Origin of the sequence: Dactylosporangium sp. NPDC005555 (genome assembly GCF_040605635.1) — a bacterium.
Taxonomy (GTDB): domain Bacteria; phylum Actinomycetota; class Actinomycetes; order Mycobacteriales; family Micromonosporaceae; genus Dactylosporangium.
Window position 1 is genome coordinate 19,650 of record NZ_JBEXDG010000077.1, and the last position, 22,878, is coordinate 42,527.

The following is a 22,878-nucleotide window of genomic DNA, read 5'->3' on the forward strand; positions in this document are numbered from 1 at the left end:
ACCTTCATCCTTCGGCGGGCACGACGTCGAGCCCAGTGCCCGACGGCCCGGCCGGAGATGACCAAGGTCCCGCGCCTGCGTCCCGGCGTTGTGTACGCACGACCGCCACCGGGCAGGTCGCGTTGCGCACGAGCGTGTCGGGCACGGCGTCGGCACCGCCACGCGGCGGGCCCGTGCGTTCCCGGGCGCCGACGACGACGAGCGCGGCCCCGCCGGCCGCGTCGAGCAGGCGGGCCGCGGGGTCGACGCCGTGCAGAACGTCCAGCGCGACGGGCACGTCGGGGAACGCGGCCCGCCAGCCGGCGAGGGCCTCGCTGAGGGCGAGGCGGGACTCGGCGTCGTGGCGGGGCTCGTCGAACCGGCCGCCGAGCGTCATGACGGAGCAGACACGGACGCCGGTGCCGCGGCGCTGCGCCGCCTCGAAGGCGAAGGCGATCGCCGCCGCGGACGGCGCCGCGGCGTCCAGCCCCAGGACCACGTGCCCACCGGCATCGCCGGCCGGGCCGGGGCCGACGGCGACGACCGGACACGAGGCGTAGGCCATCACGTGGGTCGCGACGGCGCCGGCGTGCACCCGGTGGAACCCGCCGCCGGCGGGTGCCCTGCCGTGGCCGTGCCGGCCGAGCACGATGAGGTCCGCCGATCGCGAGATGCGGACCAGCGCGGCGGCGGGCGCCCGCTGCACGACCATCGTCTGCACGTCGACGCCGGGCGCCGCCCGCGCGAGTTCGTCGCGGGCGGCGTCGACCAGCCGGTGCGCCACGGTCTGCTCGTCGGCGGTCAGGTCGGGCGGCAGCAGCGTGGTGTACGCCAACCGGTCCAGCAGCGAGTGCAGGACACGGACCACGCCGTTGTCGGCGGCGGCCTCCGCGACCGCGAACCGCGCCGCGGTCCACGAGTCCGCGGAGCCGTCGAACCCCACGACGATCCGGATGCGTGATGCCATGTCGTCCTCCGTCAGTGCTGAGCGGTGCCGCACCGGACGCCGGTGGGCATCAGGCGTCGAAGGTGTGGCTGAGCCGGGTCGTCGTGTCGTCGAAGCCCCATTTGAGGTCGTCGTCGGTGACGCCGACGACACCGTCGAGGCCGCGGATCAGGCGGACGGCGATCCGGGCGCTGCTGCGCCGGTCGATCTTCCCGGCGAGCGTGACGTGCCCGCCGGAGACGGCGACGTCGACCTCGACCGGGTCGATCCACATGATGCCGCGCAGCACGGACTCGATGACGTCTACCCTGATCGTGGCGTCCTCACGCAGATACCGCCGCAGCAGGTCCCGGCGCGAGACGATGCCGACGAGGTTGCCGCTGTCGTCCACCACGGGGAGCCGCTTCACGTTGCGCTGCTCCATGAGCCGGGCGGCGTCGGTGAGGGTCGCCGTCGCGGCGACGATGACCGCGGGTGCGGTCATCAGCGACTCGGCGTTCTCGCCGGCGGCCTTCTCCTTGGCCAGCCGCCGGCGGCGGCGCTCGAACAGCCTGGCGTGCACCTCGGCACCGTTGAACTCGACCTTGTGCAGCAGATCCGCCTCGGACACCACACCGAGCACCCGCCGGCGGTCGTCGACGACCGGAACGGCGCTGACGCCGAACTCCACGAGGAGGTCGACGATCTGTTTGTAGCCGAGATCCGGTGCGACGGTGACCACACCGGTGCTCATCACGTCACGTACCAACAGCGCACGCATCGACCTGCTCCCTTCCGTGGGGCGTTGCTCTCCTTCCCACCCTGATCCGGGCCGGGTCGCGGCGCACGGGCCGAAAGTCCCCACAACGCGGGCCCATGACCCACCACCGGGGCACGCGGCCGGCCCGGGACCACGGCGGTGCTGCCGCGGTCCCGGGTCTTCCGGTGACGGGCCCGCCCGGTGCGGTCCGCGGCACGGTGCCGCTCCCCCAAGGTCGGGACGAAAGACCCTGTCAGGCCTGGTCAGGGCTGCAGGACGCTGGAGCACGGGCCACATGACGCGGCCACGGGCGAAAGGCACGGACATGTGTGAATACTGCGGCTGCCAGTCGCTGGCGACGATCGACGAGCTGACCCGCGAGCACGACATGGTGGTGAACCTGATCGGGGAGGTCCGCGCCGCGCTCGCCATCGGTGACGCCGGGCGGATGGCCGAGCTGGCCCGCGGGATCGCCGCCATCCTCGGCCCGCACACCGAGGTCGAGGAGCGCGGCCTGTTCGCGTTCCTGACCGGCGAGTTCCCCGGCCAGGTGGCCGCGCTGGAGGCGGAGCACCGCACGATCGAGGCGGTGCTCGCGCAGGCCGCCGACGGCACGCCGGCCGATCCGGGATGGCCCGCGCGGCTCATGGACACCCTGGAGCTGTTGCGTGAGCACATCCTCAAGGAGCAGGACGGGGTGTTCCCCGCGGCGCTGATCGCCCTGGACGCCACGGACTGGGACGCCGTGGAGGCCGTCCGGGCCAGGGTGGGCACGCTGCTGCCGCAGCCGTGACCGCCGCCGTGCTCAGCGAAGCTTGGGATGCCATACAGGGCCCCGCAGGTGGGTGCGCGCTGCTGGCCGGGCTGTATGGCGCCCTGCTCCTGCTCGGCACGTCCCTGCCCGCGCCGCCGGTGCCCCTCGAGGCGGTGCACGGGCCGCTGATGGTCCTCGGTTTCGCCGGCCGGTGATCGCGCTGGAGCGGGCCGTCACGCTCGGCACCCGGTGGGCGCTGCTCGCGCCCGGCTGCTCCGGGCTCGGCGCGCTGACGCTGCTCGTGACCGGCCCGAGCCTGGCGGGCAAGCTCCTGCTGGGCCGGCGTCGCCAATGTCGTTGCCGTGCCGGCCTTCGCGCTCTGCGTCGCGCTGGCCCGTCTCCTGCGGCGGCCCGCACCCGCGGCGGGGCTGGTCCTGTCATGACCGCCGTCGCCGCGGCACCCACCGGCCGGGCTGCCTGGCACCGCCGGGCCGGGGCGCTCCCCCTGGTCCACCTCGGCGGCCTCGTCGCAACCGGGGTCGCGCACCCGTTGCTGCCGCAATGGCGGTGGCTGCCATCCACCTGCTCCTGCTCGGCGCCGTCACCAACGCGATCGTCGTGTGGAGCGCCCGCTTCACCGCCGCGGTCCTGCGCACCCCGGTCCCGGCCCACCGCCGCGCCGAGGCGGCGCGGCTCGCCCTGCTCAACGCCGGCGGCGCCGCCGACCTGCCGTGGGTCGGCGTCGCCGGGGCCGGCGCCGTCTTCGCCGCCAGCGCCGCGCACCTCGCCTGGCTGGCGCGGCAGGTCCGCACCGCGCTGCCGGCCCGCTTCGCCGTCACCGCGCACTACTACCTCGCCGCGTCCATCGCCCTTCTCACCGGCGTCCCCGTCGGCGCGTGGATGCTGGTGACCGACGACGCGCTGCGCCCGCGGCTGCTGCTCTTCCACGCCCACGTCAACCTGCTCGGCTGGGTCACGTTTACCGTCCTGGGCACTCTGCTCACGCTGTGGCCCACGGTGCTGCGCACCCGTATGGTCGACGGCGCCGCCCGCGCGGCCCGCACCGCGCTGCCCACGGCCGTGACCGGGCTGGCCCTGCCGGGCGCCGGGGTGCTCGCCTGGTGGCCGGTGCTCGCCGCCGCCGGGCTCGCCGTCTTCGCCGCCGCGGCCCTGCGCACCGCCGCCACCGCGGCACGCACCGCCGGGCAGCGGCCACCGTCGTCGTTCGCCACCTGGTCGATCGCCGCCGCGGGCGGCTGGCTGCTCATCGCACTCTGCGTCGACGCGTGGGCCCTGCTGCGCGCCGGATCCCCGGCCGCGGCCGCCGACCGGTTCGGCGCCGTCCTCGTCCCGCTGCTGGCCGGGTTCGCCGCGCAGGTCCTCATCGGGGCGCTGAGAGATCCGGAGCGACCCCGGCCGCGTCCGGCCGCCCGCCGGCACGCTGAGCCGCATTTCAGGCGGGTGTCAGCTCGTACCCGGTGACGAGGTCGCAGTCGATGCCGATCACGCAGTTCATGGGCTCGTCCACCCACGGGCGCAGCAGCCCTTCGTAGCGGGCCTGGCGAGCCGCGTCGAGGATCAGCCGGGCGGTGCCGGTGACGATCACGGTCCAGCCGGTGTGGCTGTCCAGGTCGAGGGTGTCCGCCTCGTACGCGACGACGACCGCGCCGCTCTGCGTGGCGGCGGAGGCCAGGGCACCCGCGAGGTTGCTGCGGATGACGACGGTGTCGCCGTCGACGAGGTGGTTGACCGGCCGGATCGCCGGCAGCGCCCGCATGCTGAACACGACCCGGCCCACTGGCACCGAGGCCAGTAGCTCGAGGCAGTGCTCGCGGCTCAGGGCGCGCATCGATGCCATCGGTCCACTCTCCCCGGCGGTGCCCGGCCCGGCCAGGGCACAACGGCCCCTCCTCGGCGGGCCCTTCTCCCCGGCCGGCACCGGTCCTGCTTCCCGCTGCGCGACAGGCCGATGGGCCGCCACGATCGGTGCCGTCCGGCCCTGCCCCGGCTCTCGGCGGCCGCCTAGCATGATCCACGGGCAACCTTCGACGAGGAGCACGGCATGCGAACAGTGACAGAGCCGGAACTCGCGCGGATTCTCAGCGCGTTGCCGGGCATCCCGCGGATCGTCGCGAGCGGCAACTACGCCGCCCCACGCCGGCTGATCGCCGTCGCCGACGCCGCCGTCGCGGAGTTCCGCCTGTTCATGCTCAACGCCCAGCGTGGCCTGCCCGACCGGGAGGGCGTCGTCTACGAGTCCGCGTTCGTCGGCCCCGGTATGCGCGGACACCCGCGCCTGCACTACTTCCCGTGCCGGCTGTCGCTGGTGCCGCAGCTGTTCCGGCAGCGGCTCGCGCCCGACGTCGTGCTGCTGCACACCTCCCCGCCCGAGGACGGCGCGGTCAGCCTCGGCGTCGAGGTCAACGTCCTGCCCGCGGCGATCGAGGCGGTCCGCGCCCGCGGCGGCATCGTCGTCGCCCAGGCAAACGCGGCGATGCCCGTCACCCACGGCGACGCCATGGTGCCTCTCGAAGCGGTGGACTACCTCCTCGAGGTCGACGAGCCCCTGGCCACCCACGCCGTCGCGGCACCCGACGCGATGTCGGCCGCCATCGGCGGGCGGGTCGCCGCGCTGGTGCCGCAGCGGGCCACGCTGCAGCTCGGCATCGGCGCCATCCCCGACGCGACCCTCGACGCGCTGCTGGAGCGCCGCGAGCTGCGGATCTGGTCGGAGATGTTCAGCGACGGCGCGCTCGCCCTGGAGAAGGCCGGCTGCCTGGACCGGGACACGCCGGTCACCGCGTCCTTCTGCTTCGGCTCGGCGGAGCTGTACGACTGGGTCGACCACAACCCGCGGATCCGCATGCTCCGCACCGAGAAGACCAACGACCCGGGCACGATCGCCGCACACCCCAACCTCATGAGCGTCAACAGCGCCCTGCAGGTCGACCTGTTCGCCCAGGCCAACGCGACCCGCGTCGGTAACCGCACCCACTCCGGCTTCGGCGGTCAGACGGACTTCATCGTCGGCGCCATGCACTCCCCCGGCGGGCACGCCGTCATCGCGCTGCGCTCCTGGCACCCGAAGGCCGACGTGTCATCGGTCGTGCCGCTGGTGTCCGGCCCGGTCACGTCGTTCCAGCACAGCTACATCGTCACCGAGCAGGGCACCGCGAGGATCTGGGGCCGGGACTCGGTCGAGCAGGCGCAGGAGATCGTCGACCGGGCCGCGCACCCGGCCGCCCGCGACGAGCTGCGCGCGGCCGGTCGCACGTTCGGCCTGCCCCTGCGCTGACGGCGGGACCAACGTCCCGCACCGGCCGATCCGTATGCCTCTGCCGGGTCCGCGCGCGGCGGCCGACGCTGGTGCCGAAGGCACGAACCGCGTAGGAGGAGACCATGGACAGGACCAGGATCGTCGTCGGATACGACGGTTCCGACGAGTCGCGCCGGGCGGTGGACTGGGCCGCCGACGAGGCCGAGCGGACCGGCGCGCCGCTGCAGATCGTGCACGCGTATCAGGTGAGCTGGCCCACGGGCAGTCACTACCACCCGACCGCCCAGGAGGCGGAGGAGCTCCGCGGCCGCGCCGAGGAGCTGGCAACGGGTGCGGCCGCCGCCGTCCGCGCCCGCGGCACCGGCGTCGACGCCGTCGCGACCCTGGTCCACGGCGCGCCCGCCCCGACCCTGCTCGACTTCGCCCACGGCGGGGCGCGGCTGCTCGTCGTCGGCAACCGCGGCGCCGGCGGCATCGCGAACCTCCTCATGGGCTCGGTCAGCCAGCAGGTCGCCACCCACGCCCGGGTGCCGGTCGCCGTCGTGCGCGGCCGCACCGAGACGACCGCCGCCGGCCCCGTCGTCGTCGGCGTCGACGGCTCACCGGCCACCGACGCCGCGCTCGGCCTCGCCTTCGACGCCGCCGCCGCGCGCGGCACCCACGTCGTGGCCATCAGGGCCTACGTCCCACCGCCGCCGTCCGTGCTCTCGCTGAGCGCCATCGAGGCCGCGGAACGCACCGACCTGGAGACGTCGCTGGCGGGTTGGCAGGAGAAGTACCCGTCGGTGAAGCTCGAGGCGCTCCTGGCCGTGGGCCGGGCCGCGAAGGTCCTCATCGGCGTGTCGCACACGGCGCAGCTCGTCGTCGTCGGCAGCCGCGGCCACGGCGGCTTCGCCGGGCTGCTGCTGGGCTCCGTCGGCCAGCAGCTCATGCACCACGCCGAGTGCCCGGTCCTGATCGCCCACCCGGCGGACCAGCAGGGGTGAGTCGAATGGTGGCAGTCATGCTCGTGGCCACGGTCGCCGCCGCCGCCTACATCGTGCTGATCACCCTGCACGTCCTGGCCGTCCGCGGCGACGCCCCGGACGGCACACGGTGCCGGCCGCGAATCGCGAGATGGCTCGCCACCTCAGAGGAACGCCGCCGCGGTCGCGCCGAGAGCGACGCGACCCAGCGGCTGATGGCCGGTTCCATGGACCGCGCCTCCTACCGCGCGGCCATGGCCGCCATGGCCGTGCAAGACTCCGCCGACCACCCGGTCCGCGTGCCGCGGGAGTGACGACCACCGGCCCACGCCGGCGGCCGCGCTCAGCCGCCGCACGCACCGACCTTCGGTTGCCTCGCTCGCGGTTGACCATCGGATCACGGCCGGCGGACGCTCCGCCGGCACCGCTCCGCCGCCATCCCTTGCTCCGCCATCGCCGCGCCGCTGCCCCGCCGCCAAATTCGACCTTGGTTGCGGCGGCACAGGTGCCAGGTGCTTACGGCAGCATGAGCGCGCCGGCGGTGAGGAAGCACGCCGCGATGGTGTGCGGGAACGTCACGAGGGTCGTGAAGTTGGTCAGCACGGCGCAGATGCCGGTCGGTTCGGCGCGACCACGTTCGGTGTTGACCGTGTACCCGACGGGAGTTGCATCCACGAGTTGGCGGCGACGATGAAGTGCGCCGACAGCATCGTGCCGATCGACGCCAGCCAGATTGCCGCCAGGTGGACGCGTTTCTGCAGCCGGCCCAAACCGGCCCGTAGGTTGCCCGGCGGCGGCTCAGCCGACGGGCGCCGCGCCGGCCGGGGTCAGCAGGCCGACGCCGCCGTCGTAGCGGCGGTGGACGAGGCCGCCGCGGCCGCTGTCCTGGTCGGTGAAGAAGAGGAAGGGCAGCCAGCCCTCGGCGAGGCGGGCCGCGGCCGCCTCCGGCGCGAGGACCGGCGTGCGGCGGGAGTTGACCGTCGGTGCGGGCGTGCCCGGCGTGCCGGCCGGTCGCATGCTGCGCTGCCGGGCGACGCGCAGGCCGCTGGGCCCGGCGCGGTAGACGACCGCGTCCTCACCCGTGTCGGCGTCGGTGAACAGGCACACGTCGTAGTCCATCGCGGCGAGCATCGACGCGGCCTGACAGACTCTGCGCGGCCGCAGCGGCACCGCCTTGCGGCGGGTGATCCGGGCCGGGCCGGGCACGGCGAGCGTGCGCCGCTGCGGGTCCGGCCACGGCCACGGCGCCCACGCGGTCGCCAGCCGGATGATCTGGCGGTCCAGCCGGGTGATGGCGGCCGCGACGGCCGCCGGCAACGTCGGGCCGTCGACCTGGATGCGGGCCGACGCCCCGCCGACCCGTAGGTTCACCTGCACCACCGCCGGGCAGGCCGCGTGGTGCCCGGCGGTCAGCCGCAGCCGGGCCGCACCCGCCGTGCGGTGCCGCGCGACCACGGCCGCGATGGCCGCCCGCGCGGCCTCCCGCAGGGCGGGATCGATCGACCCGCGGCTGAGCACGTCCACGTCACCCGCGGGGCCGATCGCCGGCACGTCGAGCTGCGCCACCGGAACACCTCCTGGATCGCGACGCGGGCCAGTGTCACCCGCGGCGGGCGGGAGGACACAGTGCCGAAAGTCCCGTCCCGGCGGGACCCATGTGTGCGTCAGCGGTATCCGGCCTTCTCGTGCTCCAGCCGGCCCAGCAGCCGGTCCTGGAGGAGGTCGACCGCCTCGTACGGCCCGTCGGCGGACACCTCGGCGTGCAGCACCCGGCCGTTGAGGTCGATCTCGGCCCGGGCGGTGACGGGCCGGGTGGCGGCGGGGTTCGCGATCCGGTCGAGGCGGACCCTGGCGTAGAGCACGGGGCGTCCCGTGTGCCCCAGCACCGCGGTGAGCTTGTCGCGGGCGTACACCTGCAGCTGCGGATCCATGCCGGCCTGGAGCTGAATCTGGACCTCGACCTCGTCGTGCGTGCGGGACATCATCTCGTCCTTCCCTCGGCCACGGGCGGGGTTGCGACCGCCTGAGCTCATTCGATCTCCGCGGCCGCGGCCGCTCCAGGGCCGTTCGTCGCGCCCCACAGGGCCTGAAGTCCCGTCCCGGTGCCACCCCGCTACACGGGACCAACGACCCATCCCATCGGTCCGCGTGACGTCCACGGCAGGCTGCCCTTGCGCGACTTCGGCCTGCTGTCGCGGGATCCGCGGCGGCCGGCCGCGGTGTTCGAGCCGCATCCACAGCTCGTCGTGCTCAGCAGCCGCGCCGCCCGCGTCCGGGCCGGTCAGGCGCTGCAACGGGTCCTGCTCAGCGCCACGGTGCGCGGCGTGGACACCCAGCCGATGACCCAGTTGCTGGAGATTCCCCGGCTGCGCCGCGCCGTCACCGACCCGGCCGACCCCTGGTCGCCCCAGATGATTCTGCGGATCGGCTACGGCATGCCCGCACCGGCAAGCCCTCGCCGTGACCGCGCCGAGCTCCTCACGTGCCCTTCGCACCGGCCGGACGGGACCAACGCCCTACAGGCCGCGCGCGACGGCGTGCTGTGCTGAGCGGGAGGAGAAGGAGGAGGATCACCATGCTGGCCACCAGGCTGCGCGCTACTCCACTCATGTCGTTCGACCTCAACGGCCCGTCCTGGTTCCCGTTCACGGAGCCGGCGATCCGGATCGAGGACGACCTCGATGAGGACCGCTACACGGTGCGAGCGGAACTGCCGGGCATCGACCCTGCGAAGGACGTCGACATCACGTACGCCGACGGGACCCTGCGCCTGTCGGTCACCCGGGTCGAGTCACAGCGGGACAAGGGGCACTCGGAGTTCCGGTACGGCACGTTCCACCGCACGATCGCGCTGCCGCTCGGCGCGAAGGACGAGACGCTGTCGGCGGTGTACAAGGACGGCATCCTCGAGATCAGCGTCGCGATCGGTGAGGCACACCCGACCGGCCGGCACATCCCGGTCGTCGTCGAGGCCGCAAAGCCGGTCAAGAAGAGCGGCTGAACCGATCGGCGGCGGGCCCCGGCAGTGCGCCGGGGCCCGCTGATCCCGTCGACCGCGGCCAGCGCACCGTGCTCCCGGCGCAGCTCCACGACCCGCGCACCGGCATGCTGTTCGCCGACGCCAAGCATGGGCTGACCGACATCATCGCCTCGGTGCGGTCGCTGGTGGGCTGAACGCCGGGCAGCCCCGGCCGTCCCGGCCCGCCGCACCGGGACGTTCGGCCCTGCTCACGCCGGTGCCGGCGGGTGACGCTGAGCGCATCAGCCGCGTGGCGACCGCCGCGCCCGACTCCCGGAGGATCGACATGACGAATCAGCGGTACACCGGGCGGGTCGCCCTCATCACCGGTGCGGGTTCCGGCATCGGGCAGGCGACCGTCCTGCGACTGGCGGCCGAGGGCGCCATCATCGTCGGCTGCGACGTCGACGCGGCCGGCCTCGAGGCGACGGGCAAGCTGCTCGCCGTGGAAGGGCTCCAGGCCGAGCTGGTCACCGCCGACATCACCGAGCAGGCCGACGTCGACCGGGTCGTCGCGGCGCTGCAGGGCGCGCCGGTGGACCTCCTGGCGAACGTGGCCGGCATCATGGACCACTTCCTGCCCGTCACCGACCTCGACGACGCGGTGTGGGACCGGGTCATCGCGGTGAACCTGACCGGCCCGATGCGGCTGTGCCGGGCGGTCATCCCCGCGATGCGCGCGGCCGGCGGCGCCGTCGTCAATGTCTCCTCGATCGGCGGCCTGACCGGTTCCGTGGCCGGCACGGCGTACACGTCGGCCAAGCACGGGCTGATCGGGCTGACGCGCTCGCTGGCGTACCTGTACGGCCCGGACGGCGTGCGCACCAACGCCGTCTGCCCCGGCGGCGTGCGCACCAACATCGGCAGGACCGCGGCCGTCAGGTCGCGCTGGGCGTACGAGCGGCTGGAGAACTCCTTCGCGCGGGCCACCCGCACGGCGGAGCCCGAGGAGATCGCCGCGCTCATCGCCTGGCTCGGCTGCGCCGAGGCGATCAACGTCAACGGCGCGGTCATCAGCGCGGACGGCGGGTGGACGGCATGACCGCCGGCGCGCCTGCCCGCAGCGGCAACCTGGTCCTGCGGATCCTGGACTCGCCGCTGCACGCGCTGCTGAGCGGCCACATCTGCAAGCTGGAATACACCGGCGCCGTCACCGGCGTGCACCGGTCGCTGCCGGTCGAGTACGCCGCCGACGGCGACCGGCTGCTCGTCCTCGCCGCCCGGGCCGCCTCGAAACGCTGGTGGCGCAACTTCACCGGCGCCGGGCGCACCCTGACGGTCACCGTGGGCCGGCGGGTCCACGACGCGCACGCCGTCGCGATCGCCCCCGGCGACCCGGGCTACGCCCTGCAACTGGCCTCGTACAAGCGCCACCGCAAGGCACCGCAGGACCCGGACCACCGCCTGGTGGTGATCCGGCTGCTGGACACCTGAGCAGCACCGGCCGATCGGGCGGTCCGCTGGCGTCGCCGCGACGACGGACCGCCCGGTCCCGTCCCCCGGGTCCCGGCCAGTGCCCTTCGGCCCTGGTCACGGCGGGTCCGGCCGCAGGACGCTGAAGACGCCGGAGCGTCTTTGGAAGGAGTCCGTCATGGACAACCAGTTCGACGTCGTCGTCGGTGTCGACGGCTCACCGGAGAGCCTGTCGGCGGTGGAATGGGCGGCCTCGGACGCGGCCCGGCGGCACCGCCGGCTGCACATCGTGCACGCCTACGCGTGGCCCGTGGTCTACCAGCCGCTGGGCACCCACCGCACCGCCGCGCTGGACAAGCTGGTCCGGGAGGCCGCCACGACCATCGTGGACGACGCCGTGGCCCGCGCCCGCTCGGTCGCGCCGCAGGTGCCGGTCACAACCGCGAAACCGTTTCAGCTGGCGGCGGCCGCGCTGCTCGGCGCCGCCGAGCGGGCCGACGTCGTCGTGGTCGGCTCGCGCGGGCGCGGCGGCTTCACCGGGCTGCTGCTCGGCTCGGTGAGCCAGGCAATGATCCATCACGCATCCTGCCCGGTCGCGGTGGTCCGCTGACCGCGGAAGCTGTCCGAGGAGTGGTCATGAGCACGTCATCCATCGCAGCCACCGCCGTCGTCGTCGGTGTCGACGGCTCCGCCGGCAGCACGCTGGCGGTGCGCTGGGCCGCGGCCGACGCCGCCCGGCGGCACCGGCCGCTGCACCTGCTGCACGCGCACAACTGGCCTGAGCTGGCCTACCCGACGGCGGGGATGGCACTGCCGGTCGCCTACGAGACCGATGTCCGGGCGGCGGCGGAACGGGTCCTCACCGACGCCGCCGCGCTGGCCCGCGAGGTCAGCGCCACCCTGAACATCACCACCGAGACCTCGACCCGGCTGTGCGTGCCCGCCCTGATGGCCGCCTCACGGCAGGCGGCGCTCGTCGTGGTCGGCAGCCGCGGGCTCGGCGGCTTCGCCGCCCTGCTGGTCGGCGCGACCGGGGTCGAGCTCGCCGCGCACGCCGGCTGCCCGGTGGTCATCGTCCGGGACGATGACCGTCCCGCCGGGCCGGACGCCGGCCGGATCGTGGTCGGCGTCGACGGCTCGCACGGCGCGGAACTCGCCCTCGGCTTCGCGTTCGAGCAGGCGGCCTTCCGGGCCACCGGCCTCACCGCGATCACCGCCGCCCAGTGGCACGTGGCCGGGCAGCCCGATGGCATCGCCCCACCCGTGTACGGCGAGCAGGACACACAGGCCAGCGCGCGGCGGGTGCTCGCCGAGTCGCTCGCCGGGTGGCGGGAGAAGTACCCCCAGGTCGACGTGCGGTCCGACGTCGTCATCGGCCGCGCGGGCGGGGCGCTCGCCGACGCCTCCGCCGGCGCGGAGCTGCTGGTCGTCGGCGCCCGCGGGCACGGCGGCTTCACCGGGCTGCTGCTCGGCTCGGTCAGCCAGGCCGCGCTCCACCACGCGCACTGCCCGGTCGCCGTGATCCGCCGGTCGCGGTGAACCGACCGGCCCGTTGCCCGGCCGACCCCGTCATCACCGGGGTGTCGGCGGTCGACGCGCTGACGACGCTGGTGATGGGGGTGCGTTGCGCGCAGCCGCCCGACGTCCGCCTGCAGCCGCCGGGGTGGGCGCCGACCGGCGGCGCGGCGCTCGCCGAGGCGACCGCGGCCTACCGTGCGGCGGCGCTCGCGGCGGCCCGCCATGCGGCCGCCGCGGCGGCACTGCGCGCGGTCGGGGACGAGCTGGCCAGGACCAGGCGGCGGGTGCGGGCGGTCGAACGGCACTGGGTCCCGCGCCTCGAGGCGGCACTCGCCGCGGTGGTCCTGCAACTTGCCGAGCTGGAGGCCGGGGAGGCGGCGAGCCGCCGCGCCACCGGTGGCGCCGCCGGCCCTGGCGGGCGAGCCGCCGCCGGCGCTGCCGCCGCACATGGTCAACGCCGGCGCGGACGGGCGAGCCGCCACCGGCACTCCCCGCGCACATGGTCAGAACGCCGGCGCGGACGGCCCGGCCGCTTCCCGGGCCGACGGGACCTCCGGCCCTACCCGCGGGCGGCTGGCTGGACAACGGTGATCACGAACGTGCCCCCCGAAAGGTCGGAGTGTCCCTGATGAGCGGACCACTGACGGACCGGTTGATCGCGGCCGGTCTGAACGCCGCGGTCGCCGCGCCGTCCATCCACAACACGCAGCCGTGGCGGTTCCGGATCCGCGACGGTGGGTTCGACGTCCTGGCGGACCATGACAAGGCGCTGGACGTCGTCGATCCGCAGCGGCGGGCCCTGCACCTGAGCCTCGGCGCGGCCGTGTTCAACCTGCGGCTGGTGCTGGCGGCGGCGGGTCGCACGCCGGTGCTGGCGCCGGCCGGTGCGGACCACGTCGCGCGGGTCGAGTTCGGTCCCCGCCGGATGCCCGCGGAGGGCACCCGGCTGCTGTCCGCGGCGATACACCGCCGGCACACCAACCGGCGGCCGTTCCGGGCGGCGCTGGTCCCAGCCGGCACCGTCGGCGAGCTGTGCGCGGCGGCGACGGGCGCCGGCGCGGCAATCACCGCGCTGGACCCGGTCCGGCGCAAGGTCGTGCTCGGGCTGACCTGGACGGCCGACACGTTGCAGCGCATGGATCCGGCGTACCGGCGGGAGATCCTCGCGTGGACCGCGCCGACCGGTTTCCGGTACGACGGCGTGGCCCTGGACACGTTCGGGCCGCGGCCGGCGATGTCGGCGGTCGCCGTGCGCGACTTCGGGCTGGGCCTGCCGCCGGACGCGCGGGCGGCGGCCCGCTTCGAGGCCGAGCCGCAGCTGCTGATGCTGTGCAGCCGGGGCGACGACCGGGCGGCGTGGCTGCGCGCCGGGCAGGCGCTGCAGCGGGTGCTGCTGACGGCCACCGTGCGGGGTGTGGCGGTCCAGCCGATGACGCAGGCGCTGGAGGTGCCGGACCTGCGCCGGCAGCTCACCGCCGCGGACGGCGGGTGGTGGCCGCAGATGATCCTGCGCATCGGCTACGGCGTGCCGGTGCCGGGCAGTCCCCGCCGGCCGGTGTCCGCCTGCCTGGTGCCCAAGCCGTGGCAGCGACGCCGGGCCGCCGCGGCGGCATGACGGTCCGGGACCATCAGCCCTTCCGGGACGCCGGCGGTGGACGGTCGTGGTGCGCGGCCGGCACGACGCGGCCGGCGGCCCGGTCGTGGTCGGCGCCGACGGATCACCGAGCTCCGACGCCGCGCTGGGCGTCGCGTTCGAGGCCGCGCGGCTGCGCGGCACCGGGGTGCTGGCGATCCGGGCATACGTGCCGGCCGCCGTCACCGCGCTGCCCTACTCGGTGATCGAGACGACCGAACGCCAGCTGCTGGAGGCGACGGTGGCCGGGTGGAAGGAGAAGTACCCCACCGTGCGGCTGCAGACCCTGCTGGTGAACGGCCGCACGGCGCAGGTGCTCGTCGGCGCCACCCGCACCGGCCAGCTGGTGGTCGTGGGCAGCCGCGGGCACGGTGGCTTCGCCGGGCTGCTGCTGGGCTCCGTCGGCCAGCAGCTCATGCACCACGCCGAGTGCCCGGTGCTGATCGTGCACGGGCCGGCGCCCGCTGACACCGGGGCGCACGGGGACGCCTGACAAACCGCTGGGCGAAGGGCCGTAGGTCCCGCACCAGCGGGCCCCGCGGCTCTACCGGTACCCGGGCCAGGACCGGTTCTCTGGATGCAGGGACCACACCACGGTTGAGGTGAGATCAATGATCACCGCACACGATCTGCTCGTCGCGCATCCGTTCTTGGCCGGTGTACCGGACCATTTCCTGAACCGCATGGGGCACTACTCACACCGGGTCACGGTCCACCCCGGCACCCGCCTGTTCAGCGAGAACGGCCGCGCGGAACGCTTCTGGCTCATCCGCGACGGCCTGGTGAGCCTCGACACGCACCTGCCCGGCCGCGGCACCGTCGTCGTCGAGACCATCGGCCCCGGGCAGGTGCTCGGCTGGTCCTGGATGTTCCCGCCCTACCGCTGGCACTTCGGCGCCACCGCCGACACCTCCGTCCTGGCGATCAGCTTCGACGGCGCCGGCATCCGGGCAATGTGCGCCGCGGAGCCGGAACTCGGCTACGAGCTGACCCGGCGCTTCGTCGAGGTGGTCGTGGAGCGCATGCAGGCGACCCGGATGCGCATGCTCGACCTGTACCGGCCGCCCGCCGAGGACTGACCGGGCCGCACGTGCCGTCCGGCCCTACCGTGTCGCACCCGACCGGCGGCATCGTGATGGTGCAGCGGCGCGCCGCCCGCGGGCCGCGCGCCCGCACCGGGAGGTCGTCATGGGTCCGATCTGGCCCGTCGCCGGCGTGCTCGCCATCGTGCTGGGCACGACGCTCACCGTCGTGGCGCGAGATCGCGGCGGCCGGGCACCGGCTGGGCAATCATTCGGCCACGCATCCGTACTTCACGCGGCTGCCGGCCGGCGCCATCGGCACCGAGCTCGCCGGCGGCGAACGCCGGATCGCCGCTGCGGGCGGCACGGATCCCCGGCCGCGGTTCCGGCTCCCGTTCGGCGATCGCGACGAGCGCACCATCGCGGCGGTCAACGCGGCAGGGTACGTCGCCGTGCGCTGGAGCGTCGACACCTCGGCTGGAAGGGCACCAGCGCAGGCATCACGGCGCAGACGGTCGTCGACCGGGCGCTCGCCGGCGCCCGGGCCGGCGAGATCGTGCTCATCGCGGCCATCGGCCTGGCGGTCACGGGCAGGTACCCGCGCGGCCTGTACGACCTGCTGACCGGCGTCGCCCGCTGGAGCCTGCGGGTGATCGCCTACGTGGCGCTGCTGACCGGTCGATATCCGCCGTTCCGCCTCGACCAGGGTGGCGACGAGCCGGTGGACCCGGACGCGCCGCCACCGGCCGGGACCGGCACGGTCGCGCCGTGGATCTCGCCGGCCGCGCCGCTGCCACCGCCCGCGTCGCCGCCCGGTCCGGGCGCCACGGTGCTGCGGGTCGTGGCGCTGGCCGCCGGCGTGGCGCTGCTGCTGACCGGCCTCGCCGCCGGCCTCGGCGGTGGTGTCCTGCTCGCCGTGGACGCGAACCGCGACGCCGACGGGTACGCCACCACCCGCACGGTGACGCTGTCCACGCCGACCGCGGCCGTGACGAGCCCGGCAATGACCATCGACGGTACCGACACGTGGCGGCTGCGCCGCCGCGGCGACTTCGGCACGGTCCGGGTCACCGCGACCGGGCAGGGTCAGACCCCGCTGTTCCTCGGCGTCGCGCGCGCCGCGGACGTGCACCGCTGGCTGGCCGGCACCGCCCGCGACGAGCTCGTCGGGGCGTGGGACCAGGGCGGCGCCGCGACGTACCGCCGGGTCGGCGGGGACGCGCGGACCGTGGGCGCACCGGCCGGGGAGACGTTCTGGGTGACCGCCGTCAGCGGCACCGGCACGATCCGGCTGGAGTGGGACGCGCTCGCCGCCACCGGCGACTACGTCGTCGTGCTGGCGAATGCCGACGGCTCCCGGTCGGTCACCGCCGGGACCCGGCTGGGCGTCAGCGTTCCGGCGCTCGTGCCGCTGGGTGGTGGCCTGCTGGTCACCGCGGCGGTGCTGATCCTCGTCGGGTTTGTGCTGGTGTACGGCGGAGCCTCGGGCCTGGGCCGCCACCACGGCGGGCCGTCTGCCGTGGGCCCGCCACCCGTGGGCCCGCCCGGCACGACGGCGCCCGGCACGATGACGGCGGCCGGCACCGAGTCCCGGCGCACCCGCGAAGGCCGCGCCGGGCGCGGGTCCGTGAGCGGGCGCCGGGCGCAACGTCGCGGCCGACGGGCGGGTCATGGCGACTCGCCCGCCTGCCGCGGTCGTGCGGTCAGGTGCCGCCAGGGGTCGTGTGCAGCACCCGCAGGCACCGCGTGTACTCCTCCTCGTCGATCTCGCCGCGGGCGAACCGGTCGGCGAGCACCTCCTGCGGCGCGGCCGCCCGGGGTGCCGTGGCTTGCGGTGCGGCCGCGTGCACCGGCGATCCGCCGCGGTCGACGGACCGGACCAGCACCACACTGCCAGCCGGCGCCGGAGGGACGGAAGCCGCGCGCGGAAAGCCAGTCGCGCAGCACCACACGGGCGGCGCCGACCTCGTCGGGCCGCACGCCGACCGCCATGATCGCGGGCCCGCCGGGCAGGCCGGACGCGATGACCTCGGCGCCGTCCTCGATCGGCTCGCTCACCAGGTAGCCCACCTCCAGCTGGGCACCCGCCGCGGTGGTGCGGCGCCGGACGAAGAGCGGCCTGATCGCGGCCACCCGCTGCCGGTCCAGCTCGCGGTCGAGCCGCCGGACCACCGCGGGCAGCCACGCGGCAAGTCCCGCGGGCGGTGGGCACGCGCGGATCACCGCCGCGGGCCGGGCGTCCAGGTCCACCGCGCGCAGCTGGTAGGGGCTCGCGGGGTGCACACCCGGCGCTGTTCCATGTCGATCACCACGATGTCGTCCCTTCCGTGTACGGGTCCCGGTCCGCCCCTGCGCCGCCGGCCGGTCGCGCCGGCAGGGCCGGTCGGCCCGTCCTGACGGGCCTCCGACGTGCCGAGGTGCACGCGCCCGGCCCGGGCCTCGTTGCGAGGCCCGGGCCGGGTCGGTGGCGCGGTGATGGGTCGCGGTGGTGGGTCAGGCGTCGACGGTTTCCCTGCCGGTGGTCTCGGGGACCGCGAAGCCCTTCGAGGCGGGGGTGGCCGCGGCGTGGATCAGGCCGGCGGCACCCAGCAGGAGCAGCAGACCAGCGGCGCCGTAGGCGACCAGCGCGGCCTGGCCGGCCTTCACCCCGAACTCGCTGAACCCGTACGAGGTCAGCAGCAGCCCTCGCAGCGTCTCACCCTTGAACACCGTCTCCCGGGCGGTGGTCGTGTCCGTCAGCTGCTTCTGCAGGTCCGCCGCCGCCGGGTCGTCCTTCGGCAGCGCCTCGATCTGCGCCCGCAGACCGGTCTGCACGTCACCGAGCTGCGCGTAGGTCTTGCCGCCGGCGGTCGACTTCAGGTGCAGGCCGATGAACTCGTTCGCGTAGCACTCCGCCTGCTTGCCCGTAGTCAGCTGCTGCCCCGCGTACTTGACCAGGCACGCCGACTGCTTCTCCTCGGCCGTGAGCTTGTCGGCGGGTTTGAACGAGATCTGCTGCTGCCCGAGCTGGTCCTTGACGTAATTGTTGGCGAAGTTCGCGTTGCTGGTCAGGACGAGCCCGGCGACCAGCAGGAGCCCGGCCAGGACCACGAGGCCCAGACCGACCAGGATGTCGAGCGTCTTGCGCTTCATGGCATACCCTCCGGGGCTTGGCTGGCGTTGCTGTGTGATGCCATGAGCGTCGGGCACCGGCACGTGACGGGGCAGAGGACAACCACCCTTGCCCGCAGGACCTACGTCCCGGCCCTCCGCGGGACCTCCGGCGGCGGCACGGTGTGACGGATGCGGGACGAAGGTCTCTGTCGCGGCGGGGTGGTGATCGGCGAGGGTCGGCACGGGATCGATACCATCGCGGAAGGGAGCGGGGACCATGTTCGCCGCTGAGGCAAAGACGAAGGTTGAGCGGCACGCCATCGAGCACGCGACCGAGCGGCTGATCCGCCGGTACGCCGGCCGCCACGACCCGGAAGTGGTCCGGCAGACCGTCAACCAGGTGACCGACCTGTACGCGACCGCCGAGGTGTACGCGTTCGTCCCGGTGCTCGTCGAGCGCGACGCCCGGCGCATCCTGGACGAGGCGGCCGAATAGGGCACCGCCCGCGGTGGCAACGATGCCGAGGCCCCGGACATTCCAGGGCCTTCGGCCCGTCCGCGCCGGCCGGGCCGGGGCGGCAATGGACGCGTGATCCGGGTGTATCTGCTCGACGACCATGAGGTCGTGCGGTTCGGCCTCCGCTGCACCGTCGAACCGGCCTCGCCCGGCACCAGGGTCAGCTGGCACGTGCCGCTCTGACTGCACCCGGCGGCACCCGGCGGCACCGGTCAGCGCCGGTCAGCGCTCGTCGATGACGTCGGCGACCGGCCTGCGGTTGGTGAAGCACGTCGCTGGTGCGTATCCGAAGCGCAGCACGAGCTGCGGGTCGTGCGCGCGGCGCAGGGCCAGGCGCAGCTCCTCCCGCACGGCCGGGACCTCGATCGGCTGCGAATACATCGCCGCGGTCAGCCCGAGGTCGGCGGCGAGCAGCAGCAGGTGCTGCAGCACCAGGCCGGCCCGGACCTCGCCGGCCGGGGATGGTCCGGGGTCAGGTGCACTGCGACGTCGCCGTGGCCGACGGCAGCGGCTGCGAGGGCCACCCGGGCGTGGTGCAGCGCCGCGCCGCAGCTGATCAGGGGCAGCCGCCCGTCGGGGTCGACGTCGGCCAGCTGCCGGTCCCAGTCGGCGAACAGCTCGAGGCGGTCCCGGCCGACGCGCCACCGCCACGGCTGCGTCTGCTGCACCGATGGCGCGTTCAGCGCGGCGAACGTCGCCTGGGTCAGCGACCGGCTGGCCGTTCCGGAGACCGTCGCGACGCCACGGCCGGTGTAGTGGATCGCCACCAGGGCGCGCTCCTCGATTGTCCGGTGTCATCTGCCGCTACGGTCGTTGAGGGACCGGCCCGAACGGCAGGGGCAAAAGTCCTGTTCAGGGGGTGACCGGCGGGGTCGAGCCGATCGCCCTGCCGGGTGATGACATTCGGCCCGTGCCGGCCCGCCGCCCAGGGGTGATGGTGGGACGGATGGGGCTGACGCGGCCTCACGGCAGGGGTCTCAGGAGGACGCCATGACATACCGGATTGCCATCAACGGGTTCGGCCGGATCGGCCGGGACTTCATCCGGTGCCTCGTCGACCGCGGCATGCTCGGTGGCAACGCCACCGTCGTGGCGGTCAACGACCAGTACGACGCGGCGACGCTCGCCCATCTGCTGGAGCACGACTCGACGTTCGGCCGGCTGCGCGCCACGGTGGACGTCGACCTGTCCGGTGGCGGCATGACCGTCGGCGGGCAGTACATCGAGGTCTTCCGCCAGCGGGATCCGCTGTTCCTGCCCTGGGCGGACCTCGACGTCGACCTCGTCATCGAGGCAACCGGCAGGTTCCGCTCCCGCGACGACGCCGCGGCCCACCTCAAGGCCGGCGCCCGTAAGGTCCTCATCTCGGCACCGGGCAAGGACGTCGACGCCACCATCGTCCTGGGCGTCAACACCGGCGCCTACGACGCCGCGCAGCACGACGTCGTGTCCGCCGCGTCGTGCACCACCAACTGCGCCGCACCCATGGCGCAAGTGCTGCACGAGGCGTTCGGCATCGAGCAGGGCTACCTCACCACCGTGCACGCGTACACCAACGACCAGATGGTCCTCGACGCGCCGCACAAGGACCTTCGGCGCGCCCGCACCGCAGCGGTCAACATCATCCCCACCAGCACCGGCGCGGCGAAGGCCATCGGGCTGGTCCTGCCCGATCTGGCCGGCAAGCTCGGCGGTGTCGCGCTGCGGGTGCCGGTGGAGAACGGCTCGATGACCGACCTGACCGTCCGGCTGGCGCAGCCGGCGACGGTCGAGCAGATCAACGCGGCGTTCGCCGCCGCCGCGGCCGGCCCGCTCGCCGGTGTCCTGCGGTACAGCGAGGCGCCGCTGGTCTCCCGCGACATCATCGGCGACCCGTCCTCGTGCGTCTTCGACGCCGGCCTGACCGCCGCGGACGGGCGGCTGGTGAAGGTGTTCGGCTGGTACGACAACGAGTGGGGCTACACGAATCGGCTGGTGGACCTCGCGGCGATGTTCGCGCAGGCCCGCTAACCGGCGCCCGGCACGGACGGACCCCGGGTCGGCGCGCCCGCCCCGGGTCCGTCGACGCGGGCGTCAGCCGGCGGTGCCGAGCGCGCCGGTGAGGAACGCGACGACCCGGCGCTCCCACTGCTCCGGCGCCGTGCTCAACCCTCTGGTGTGCCCGGCGCCGGGTACCTGCCACACCTGCACGTAGGCGTTGCCCCACTGGATGTGGCGGGCGGCGTGCAGCTCGTCGGGAACGTCGCCGGCCGCGATCAGCAGCAGCGGGCGCGGCGCCGCGGCGGCGGGCGCGCGCAGTGTGACCGGCAGGCCGGCGTCGGTAAGCAGATCAAGTACCTGGCCGCGGCCGCCGGCATACGGATGCCGCGGACGCACCCCCATATGCTGCGCCACACATTCGTCACCACCATGCTTGACGCCGGCGTCAGCCTCCGCGACGTCCAGATCGCGGCCCGCCACGCCGACCCGCGAACCACCATGCGCTACGACCGAGCCCGCAACAACCTCGACCGACACCCCAACTACATCCTCGCCGCCTACATGGCATCCGGCACGTAGCCAACGCGCTCGACACTGGCAATGAGCCGCGCGGCCACGCGCGGCAGGTTGCGTCTCTCGTCCAGCAGGATCACCCAATGCCTCGGGCGCTCAGTCCCTGCATCTGTTGCGCAGACGATCTCGTTCGCGCCCACGTGCCGTGGCACAGCCGCAGGCCTACCACACGCTTGGCCGCGCACGACTTCGCCGGTCATTGCCACCAATGAGCAGGCCAGCTCCGAGGAGCAGACCCCACACGAGGAATAGCGGATCCCATAGGTAAGCGTGGCCGATCATCGCTTGTCGATCGAAGCCACCCTCCGGTCGCAGCACACCACCCAGAACGAGCCAGGCCGCGATGGAATTCAACGCCCCGTATCCGGTGAGCACGATGGCGGCCAGCCACGCGAACGCTCGCCACGCGCCCGGGCGAGGGAGCGGCCTTCTGCTGGTTACCAGGGGAACGACCACGACCATGCATTTCACCGCAGCGACGGTGACCAGCAACAAGCCAGCAGTGACTGGCGCTTCCCGCGCAACGCTCACTGCCCACTGGCCAACCGTTGGAAGCAGCCAGCGACCACCAAGCGCCCAGTAGAGACTGAACCCGGCATGTATGAGGCCCGCGGCTGCGGCTCCCATGAGGAGCCGGGCTTCCGCGGGCTTGTCTGGCATGGCTCGATGCTACGCACGTGATATGGGGTTCGACCCCGACGAGGTTACGAGGCTGGCAGTGGGCCTGACCCGTTTTGACGGACATCCAAGATCTGTGGGCTGCGTGCCCGCGAGAGGATGTTCATCATGGAAGGCATGGGCAAACAGCCGCGGCCTCGCCGAGCGTTCACGGCGGAGTTCAAGGCCGAGATCGTCGAGGTCTGCCGACGCGGGGACCGCAGCGTCCGGCAGGTCGCACGGGACTTCGACCTGACCGAGACCGCGGTCCGGGACTGGGTCAAGCAGGCCGACCTCGACACCGGAACCCGCACCGACGGGTTGACCAGCGCGGAACGCGAGGAGTTGACCCGGTTGCGGCGGGAGAACCGGCGCCTGACCGAGGATGTGGAGATCCTCAAACGGGCCACGGCTTTCTTCGCGTTATTGCAAAGATGATCGACGTCCGGTGGGGTTCGCTCATTTCTTCGCTGCTCTGGCTGGTGGCTGGTGGCTTGTCCTTGATGTGCGGCCCTGCCGGACGCCCGCGCCCGAACCGGGAGTGGCTTGATAGGAGCCTGCTCACGCTCGAATAAGGCATGCCCCCTGGTCCGGGTCGCGGTCAATGATCCTCGGGCAGGTAGGGATGGTGACATGCCGGTCGTCGGCGTCGACGCTCACAAGAAGACACATACTCTCGTCGCGGTCGATGACCTCGGCTGAGGTTCCCCCCGGGGAGTGGACACCGAGTTAGCAGGACTGTGGTTCTGCTGGGAGGATGTCCGTCGTGCCTGCTGGTAAGCGTCGGTCGTAT

General features: G+C 74.0%; 31 protein-coding genes and 3 pseudogenes. 22 read left to right on the forward strand and 12 right to left on the reverse strand.

Annotation, left to right across the window (positions count from 1 at the left end; translation table 11 throughout):
* Positions 1–4: 4 nt before the first annotated feature.
* Both ABZS58_RS45660 and ABZS58_RS45665 read right to left on the reverse strand, forming a co-directional pair.
* Positions 5–946, reverse strand: coding sequence for a universal stress protein (locus ABZS58_RS45660; RefSeq protein WP_354790526.1), 942 nt, complete (start codon positions 944–946; stop codon positions 5–7).
* Positions 947–995: 49 nt separating this feature from the next.
* The gene (locus ABZS58_RS45665) at positions 996–1,685 is read right to left on the reverse strand and encodes a CBS domain-containing protein (protein ID WP_354790528.1); all 690 of its coding nucleotides are present in this window, start codon (positions 1,683–1,685) and stop codon (positions 996–998) included.
* Between the two features lie 304 nt (positions 1,686–1,989).
* Here ABZS58_RS45665 and ABZS58_RS45670 point away from each other — a divergent pair, with 304 nt between their 5' ends.
* The 3 genes from ABZS58_RS45670 (at position 1,990) to ABZS58_RS45680 (ending at position 3,900) form a co-directional block, all read left to right on the forward strand.
* Positions 1,990–2,457 carry a hemerythrin domain-containing protein gene (locus tag ABZS58_RS45670; protein ID WP_354790530.1) on the forward strand — a complete coding sequence of 156 codons (468 nt, stop codon included), beginning with the start codon at positions 1,990–1,992 and terminating at the stop codon, positions 2,455–2,457.
* An 8-nt stretch (positions 2,458–2,465) separates the two neighbouring features.
* Positions 2,466–2,633: a hypothetical protein gene (locus ABZS58_RS45675; RefSeq protein ID WP_354790531.1), complete on the forward strand. Its 168-nt coding sequence runs from the start codon at positions 2,466–2,468 to the stop codon at positions 2,631–2,633.
* Positions 2,634–2,979: 346 nt separating this feature from the next.
* Entirely contained in the window at positions 2,980–3,900 is a 921-nt protein-coding gene (locus ABZS58_RS45680) for a hypothetical protein (RefSeq protein WP_354790532.1), read from the forward strand.
* Here ABZS58_RS45680 and ABZS58_RS45685 read toward each other — a convergent pair.
* Positions 3,872–4,276, reverse strand: coding sequence for a pyridoxamine 5'-phosphate oxidase family protein (locus ABZS58_RS45685; RefSeq protein WP_354790533.1), 405 nt, complete (start codon positions 4,274–4,276; stop codon positions 3,872–3,874). The two genes, ABZS58_RS45680 and ABZS58_RS45685, sit on opposite strands and share 29 nt — an antisense overlap.
* 204 nt (positions 4,277–4,480) lie before the next feature.
* Here ABZS58_RS45685 and ABZS58_RS45690 point away from each other — a divergent pair, with 204 nt between their 5' ends.
* The 3 genes from ABZS58_RS45690 (at position 4,481) to ABZS58_RS45700 (ending at position 6,974) form a co-directional block, all read left to right on the forward strand.
* Entirely contained in the window at positions 4,481–5,713 is a 1,233-nt protein-coding gene (locus tag ABZS58_RS45690) for an acetyl-CoA hydrolase/transferase C-terminal domain-containing protein (protein ID WP_354790535.1), read from the forward strand.
* Positions 5,714–5,817: 104 nt separating this feature from the next.
* Positions 5,818–6,681, forward strand: a complete 864-nt coding sequence (locus ABZS58_RS45695) for a universal stress protein (protein ID WP_354790536.1) — start codon at positions 5,818–5,820, stop codon at positions 6,679–6,681.
* Positions 6,682–6,698: 17 nt separating this feature from the next.
* Complete coding sequence (locus ABZS58_RS45700) at positions 6,699–6,974, forward strand: hypothetical protein (RefSeq protein WP_354790538.1); 276 nt, start codon at positions 6,699–6,701, stop codon at positions 6,972–6,974.
* A gap of 202 nt (positions 6,975–7,176) precedes the next feature.
* Here ABZS58_RS45700 and ABZS58_RS45705 read toward each other — a convergent pair.
* From ABZS58_RS45705 to ABZS58_RS45715, 3 genes and pseudogenes are all read right to left on the reverse strand, one after another.
* Positions 7,177–7,430 (reverse strand): annotated as a pseudogene (locus tag ABZS58_RS45705) (cytochrome ubiquinol oxidase subunit I).
* Between the two features lie 28 nt (positions 7,431–7,458).
* Positions 7,459–8,226: a sigma 54 modulation/S30EA ribosomal C-terminal domain-containing protein gene (locus ABZS58_RS45710; protein ID WP_354790540.1), complete on the reverse strand. Its 768-nt coding sequence runs from the start codon at positions 8,224–8,226 to the stop codon at positions 7,459–7,461.
* A gap of 98 nt (positions 8,227–8,324) precedes the next feature.
* Entirely contained in the window at positions 8,325–8,645 is a 321-nt protein-coding gene (locus ABZS58_RS45715; RefSeq protein WP_354790542.1) for an HPF/RaiA family ribosome-associated protein, read from the reverse strand.
* A 186-nt stretch (positions 8,646–8,831) separates the two neighbouring features.
* Between ABZS58_RS45715 and ABZS58_RS45720 the strand changes: the two genes are divergently transcribed.
* The 12 genes and pseudogenes from ABZS58_RS45720 to ABZS58_RS45775 form a co-directional block, all read left to right on the forward strand.
* Positions 8,832–9,209, forward strand: a complete 378-nt coding sequence (locus ABZS58_RS45720) for a hypothetical protein (RefSeq protein ID WP_354790544.1) — start codon at positions 8,832–8,834, stop codon at positions 9,207–9,209.
* A 26-nt stretch (positions 9,210–9,235) separates the two neighbouring features.
* Positions 9,236–9,661 carry an Hsp20/alpha crystallin family protein gene (locus ABZS58_RS45725; protein WP_354790545.1) on the forward strand — a complete coding sequence of 142 codons (426 nt, stop codon included), beginning with the start codon at positions 9,236–9,238 and terminating at the stop codon, positions 9,659–9,661.
* Positions 9,662–9,965: 304 nt separating this feature from the next.
* Positions 9,966–10,721 carry an SDR family NAD(P)-dependent oxidoreductase gene (locus ABZS58_RS45730; protein ID WP_354790547.1) on the forward strand — a complete coding sequence of 252 codons (756 nt, stop codon included), beginning with the start codon at positions 9,966–9,968 and terminating at the stop codon, positions 10,719–10,721.
* Positions 10,718–11,113, forward strand: coding sequence for a nitroreductase/quinone reductase family protein (locus tag ABZS58_RS45735; RefSeq protein WP_354790548.1), 396 nt, complete (start codon positions 10,718–10,720; stop codon positions 11,111–11,113). The genes ABZS58_RS45730 and ABZS58_RS45735 overlap by 4 nt, the downstream gene beginning before the upstream one ends.
* 157 nt (positions 11,114–11,270) lie before the next feature.
* Positions 11,271–11,702, forward strand: coding sequence for a universal stress protein (locus ABZS58_RS45740; protein ID WP_354790549.1), 432 nt, complete (start codon positions 11,271–11,273; stop codon positions 11,700–11,702).
* A gap of 26 nt (positions 11,703–11,728) precedes the next feature.
* Positions 11,729–12,631, forward strand: a complete 903-nt coding sequence (locus ABZS58_RS45745) for a universal stress protein (protein WP_354790551.1) — start codon at positions 11,729–11,731, stop codon at positions 12,629–12,631.
* A complete protein-coding gene (locus ABZS58_RS45750) occupies positions 12,628–13,239 on the forward strand; it encodes a V-type ATP synthase subunit D (RefSeq protein WP_354790552.1) in 612 nt (203 codons plus the stop codon). Before ABZS58_RS45745 ends, ABZS58_RS45750 begins: the two co-directional genes overlap by 4 nt.
* Positions 13,239–14,225 carry a nitroreductase family protein gene (locus ABZS58_RS45755; RefSeq protein WP_354790553.1) on the forward strand — a complete coding sequence of 329 codons (987 nt, stop codon included), beginning with the start codon at positions 13,239–13,241 and terminating at the stop codon, positions 14,223–14,225. The genes ABZS58_RS45750 and ABZS58_RS45755 overlap by 1 nt, the downstream gene beginning before the upstream one ends.
* A gap of 46 nt (positions 14,226–14,271) precedes the next feature.
* On the forward strand, positions 14,272–14,736 hold the full coding sequence (locus ABZS58_RS45760; protein ID WP_354790554.1) for a universal stress protein: 465 nt from the start codon (positions 14,272–14,274) through the stop codon (positions 14,734–14,736).
* A gap of 118 nt (positions 14,737–14,854) precedes the next feature.
* The gene (locus ABZS58_RS45765; protein WP_354790556.1) at positions 14,855–15,322 is read left to right on the forward strand and encodes a cyclic nucleotide-binding domain-containing protein; all 468 of its coding nucleotides are present in this window, start codon (positions 14,855–14,857) and stop codon (positions 15,320–15,322) included.
* Positions 15,323–15,378: 56 nt separating this feature from the next.
* Positions 15,379–15,705, forward strand: a pseudogene (locus tag ABZS58_RS45770) (polysaccharide deacetylase family protein); the annotation flags it as partial.
* Between the two features lie 116 nt (positions 15,706–15,821).
* Positions 15,822–15,947 (forward strand): annotated as a pseudogene (locus tag ABZS58_RS45775) (DUF4389 domain-containing protein); the annotation flags it as partial.
* 1,021 nt (positions 15,948–16,968) lie between these two features.
* Here the strand turns inward: ABZS58_RS45775 and ABZS58_RS45780 are convergent.
* Together ABZS58_RS45780 and ABZS58_RS45785 are read right to left on the reverse strand one after the other, a co-directional pair.
* Positions 16,969–17,217, reverse strand: coding sequence for an SHOCT domain-containing protein (locus tag ABZS58_RS45780; protein ID WP_354790576.1), 249 nt, complete (start codon positions 17,215–17,217; stop codon positions 16,969–16,971).
* 541 nt (positions 17,218–17,758) lie between these two features.
* Complete coding sequence (locus ABZS58_RS45785; RefSeq protein WP_354790558.1) at positions 17,759–18,397, reverse strand: hypothetical protein; 639 nt, start codon at positions 18,395–18,397, stop codon at positions 17,759–17,761.
* Between the two features lie 238 nt (positions 18,398–18,635).
* Between ABZS58_RS45785 and ABZS58_RS45790 the strand changes: the two genes are divergently transcribed.
* Positions 18,636–18,854: a three-helix bundle dimerization domain-containing protein gene (locus ABZS58_RS45790; RefSeq protein WP_354790559.1), complete on the forward strand. Its 219-nt coding sequence runs from the start codon at positions 18,636–18,638 to the stop codon at positions 18,852–18,854.
* Positions 18,855–19,097: 243 nt separating this feature from the next.
* On the opposite strand, the gene ABZS58_RS45795 is transcribed toward ABZS58_RS45790, so the two are convergent.
* Both ABZS58_RS45795 and ABZS58_RS45800 read right to left on the reverse strand, forming a co-directional pair.
* Positions 19,098–19,307: a hypothetical protein gene (locus ABZS58_RS45795; RefSeq protein WP_354790560.1), complete on the reverse strand. Its 210-nt coding sequence runs from the start codon at positions 19,305–19,307 to the stop codon at positions 19,098–19,100.
* Entirely contained in the window at positions 19,265–19,642 is a 378-nt protein-coding gene (locus ABZS58_RS45800; RefSeq protein ID WP_354790562.1) for a hypothetical protein, read from the reverse strand. The genes ABZS58_RS45795 and ABZS58_RS45800 overlap by 43 nt, the downstream gene beginning before the upstream one ends.
* Positions 19,643–19,865: 223 nt before the next feature.
* Here ABZS58_RS45800 and gap point away from each other — a divergent pair, with 223 nt between their 5' ends.
* Positions 19,866–20,885, forward strand: coding sequence for a type I glyceraldehyde-3-phosphate dehydrogenase (gene gap, locus ABZS58_RS45805; protein ID WP_354790563.1), 1,020 nt, complete (start codon positions 19,866–19,868; stop codon positions 20,883–20,885).
* A 63-nt stretch (positions 20,886–20,948) separates the two neighbouring features.
* On the opposite strand, the gene ABZS58_RS45810 is transcribed toward gap, so the two are convergent.
* Positions 20,949–21,251 (reverse strand): hypothetical protein, encoded by a 303-nt coding sequence (locus tag ABZS58_RS45810; protein WP_354790565.1) that lies wholly within the window; start codon positions 21,249–21,251, stop codon positions 20,949–20,951.
* Between ABZS58_RS45810 and ABZS58_RS45815 the strand changes: the two genes are divergently transcribed.
* On the forward strand, positions 21,237–21,434 hold the full coding sequence (locus tag ABZS58_RS45815) for a site-specific integrase (RefSeq protein WP_354790567.1): 198 nt from the start codon (positions 21,237–21,239) through the stop codon (positions 21,432–21,434). The two genes, ABZS58_RS45810 and ABZS58_RS45815, sit on opposite strands and share 15 nt — an antisense overlap.
* A gap of 156 nt (positions 21,435–21,590) precedes the next feature.
* Here the strand turns inward: ABZS58_RS45815 and ABZS58_RS45820 are convergent, their stop codons facing one another.
* Positions 21,591–22,088, reverse strand: coding sequence for a DUF3995 domain-containing protein (locus ABZS58_RS45820; protein WP_354790569.1), 498 nt, complete (start codon positions 22,086–22,088; stop codon positions 21,591–21,593).
* A gap of 126 nt (positions 22,089–22,214) precedes the next feature.
* On the opposite strand from ABZS58_RS45820, the gene ABZS58_RS45825 reads away from it, so the two are divergent.
* Positions 22,215–22,523 carry a transposase gene (locus tag ABZS58_RS45825; protein WP_354790571.1) on the forward strand — a complete coding sequence of 103 codons (309 nt, stop codon included), beginning with the start codon at positions 22,215–22,217 and terminating at the stop codon, positions 22,521–22,523.
* Positions 22,524–22,878: the final 355 nt, after the last annotated feature.

What these genes read in the sequence shown, in the direction of transcription:
- ABZS58_RS45660 (WP_354790526.1), bottom strand. Translation starts at nt 946, where the DNA reads ATGGCATCACGCATCCGGATCGTCGTGGGGTTCGACGGCTCCGCGGAC.
- ABZS58_RS45665 (WP_354790528.1), bottom strand. Translation starts at nt 1,685, where the DNA reads ATGCGTGCGCTGTTGGTACGTGACGTGATGAGCACCGGTGTGGTCACC.
- ABZS58_RS45670 (WP_354790530.1), top strand. Translation starts at nt 1,990, where the DNA reads ATGTGTGAATACTGCGGCTGCCAGTCGCTGGCGACGATCGACGAGCTG.
- ABZS58_RS45680 (WP_354790532.1), top strand. Translation starts at nt 2,980, where the DNA reads ATGGCGGTGGCTGCCATCCACCTGCTCCTGCTCGGCGCCGTCACCAAC.
- ABZS58_RS45685 (WP_354790533.1), bottom strand. Translation starts at nt 4,276, where the DNA reads ATGGCATCGATGCGCGCCCTGAGCCGCGAGCACTGCCTCGAGCTACTG.
- ABZS58_RS45690 (WP_354790535.1), top strand. Translation starts at nt 4,481, where the DNA reads ATGCGAACAGTGACAGAGCCGGAACTCGCGCGGATTCTCAGCGCGTTG.
- ABZS58_RS45695 (WP_354790536.1), top strand. Translation starts at nt 5,818, where the DNA reads ATGGACAGGACCAGGATCGTCGTCGGATACGACGGTTCCGACGAGTCG.
- ABZS58_RS45700 (WP_354790538.1), top strand. Translation starts at nt 6,699, where the DNA reads ATGCTCGTGGCCACGGTCGCCGCCGCCGCCTACATCGTGCTGATCACC.
- ABZS58_RS45715 (WP_354790542.1), bottom strand. Translation starts at nt 8,645, where the DNA reads ATGATGTCCCGCACGCACGACGAGGTCGAGGTCCAGATTCAGCTCCAG.
- ABZS58_RS45725 (WP_354790545.1), top strand. Translation starts at nt 9,236, where the DNA reads ATGCTGGCCACCAGGCTGCGCGCTACTCCACTCATGTCGTTCGACCTC.
- ABZS58_RS45730 (WP_354790547.1), top strand. Translation starts at nt 9,966, where the DNA reads ATGACGAATCAGCGGTACACCGGGCGGGTCGCCCTCATCACCGGTGCG.
- ABZS58_RS45735 (WP_354790548.1), top strand. Translation starts at nt 10,718, where the DNA reads ATGACCGCCGGCGCGCCTGCCCGCAGCGGCAACCTGGTCCTGCGGATC.
- ABZS58_RS45740 (WP_354790549.1), top strand. Translation starts at nt 11,271, where the DNA reads ATGGACAACCAGTTCGACGTCGTCGTCGGTGTCGACGGCTCACCGGAG.
- ABZS58_RS45745 (WP_354790551.1), top strand. Translation starts at nt 11,729, where the DNA reads ATGAGCACGTCATCCATCGCAGCCACCGCCGTCGTCGTCGGTGTCGAC.
- ABZS58_RS45755 (WP_354790553.1), top strand. Translation starts at nt 13,239, where the DNA reads ATGAGCGGACCACTGACGGACCGGTTGATCGCGGCCGGTCTGAACGCC.
- ABZS58_RS45765 (WP_354790556.1), top strand. Translation starts at nt 14,855, where the DNA reads ATGATCACCGCACACGATCTGCTCGTCGCGCATCCGTTCTTGGCCGGT.
- ABZS58_RS45785 (WP_354790558.1), bottom strand. Translation starts at nt 18,397, where the DNA reads ATGAAGCGCAAGACGCTCGACATCCTGGTCGGTCTGGGCCTCGTGGTC.
- ABZS58_RS45790 (WP_354790559.1), top strand. Translation starts at nt 18,636, where the DNA reads ATGTTCGCCGCTGAGGCAAAGACGAAGGTTGAGCGGCACGCCATCGAG.
- gap (WP_354790563.1), top strand. Translation starts at nt 19,866, where the DNA reads ATGACATACCGGATTGCCATCAACGGGTTCGGCCGGATCGGCCGGGAC.
- ABZS58_RS45815 (WP_354790567.1), top strand. Translation starts at nt 21,237, where the DNA reads ATGCCGCGGACGCACCCCCATATGCTGCGCCACACATTCGTCACCACC.
- ABZS58_RS45820 (WP_354790569.1), bottom strand. Translation starts at nt 22,088, where the DNA reads ATGCCAGACAAGCCCGCGGAAGCCCGGCTCCTCATGGGAGCCGCAGCC.
- ABZS58_RS45825 (WP_354790571.1), top strand. Translation starts at nt 22,215, where the DNA reads ATGGAAGGCATGGGCAAACAGCCGCGGCCTCGCCGAGCGTTCACGGCG.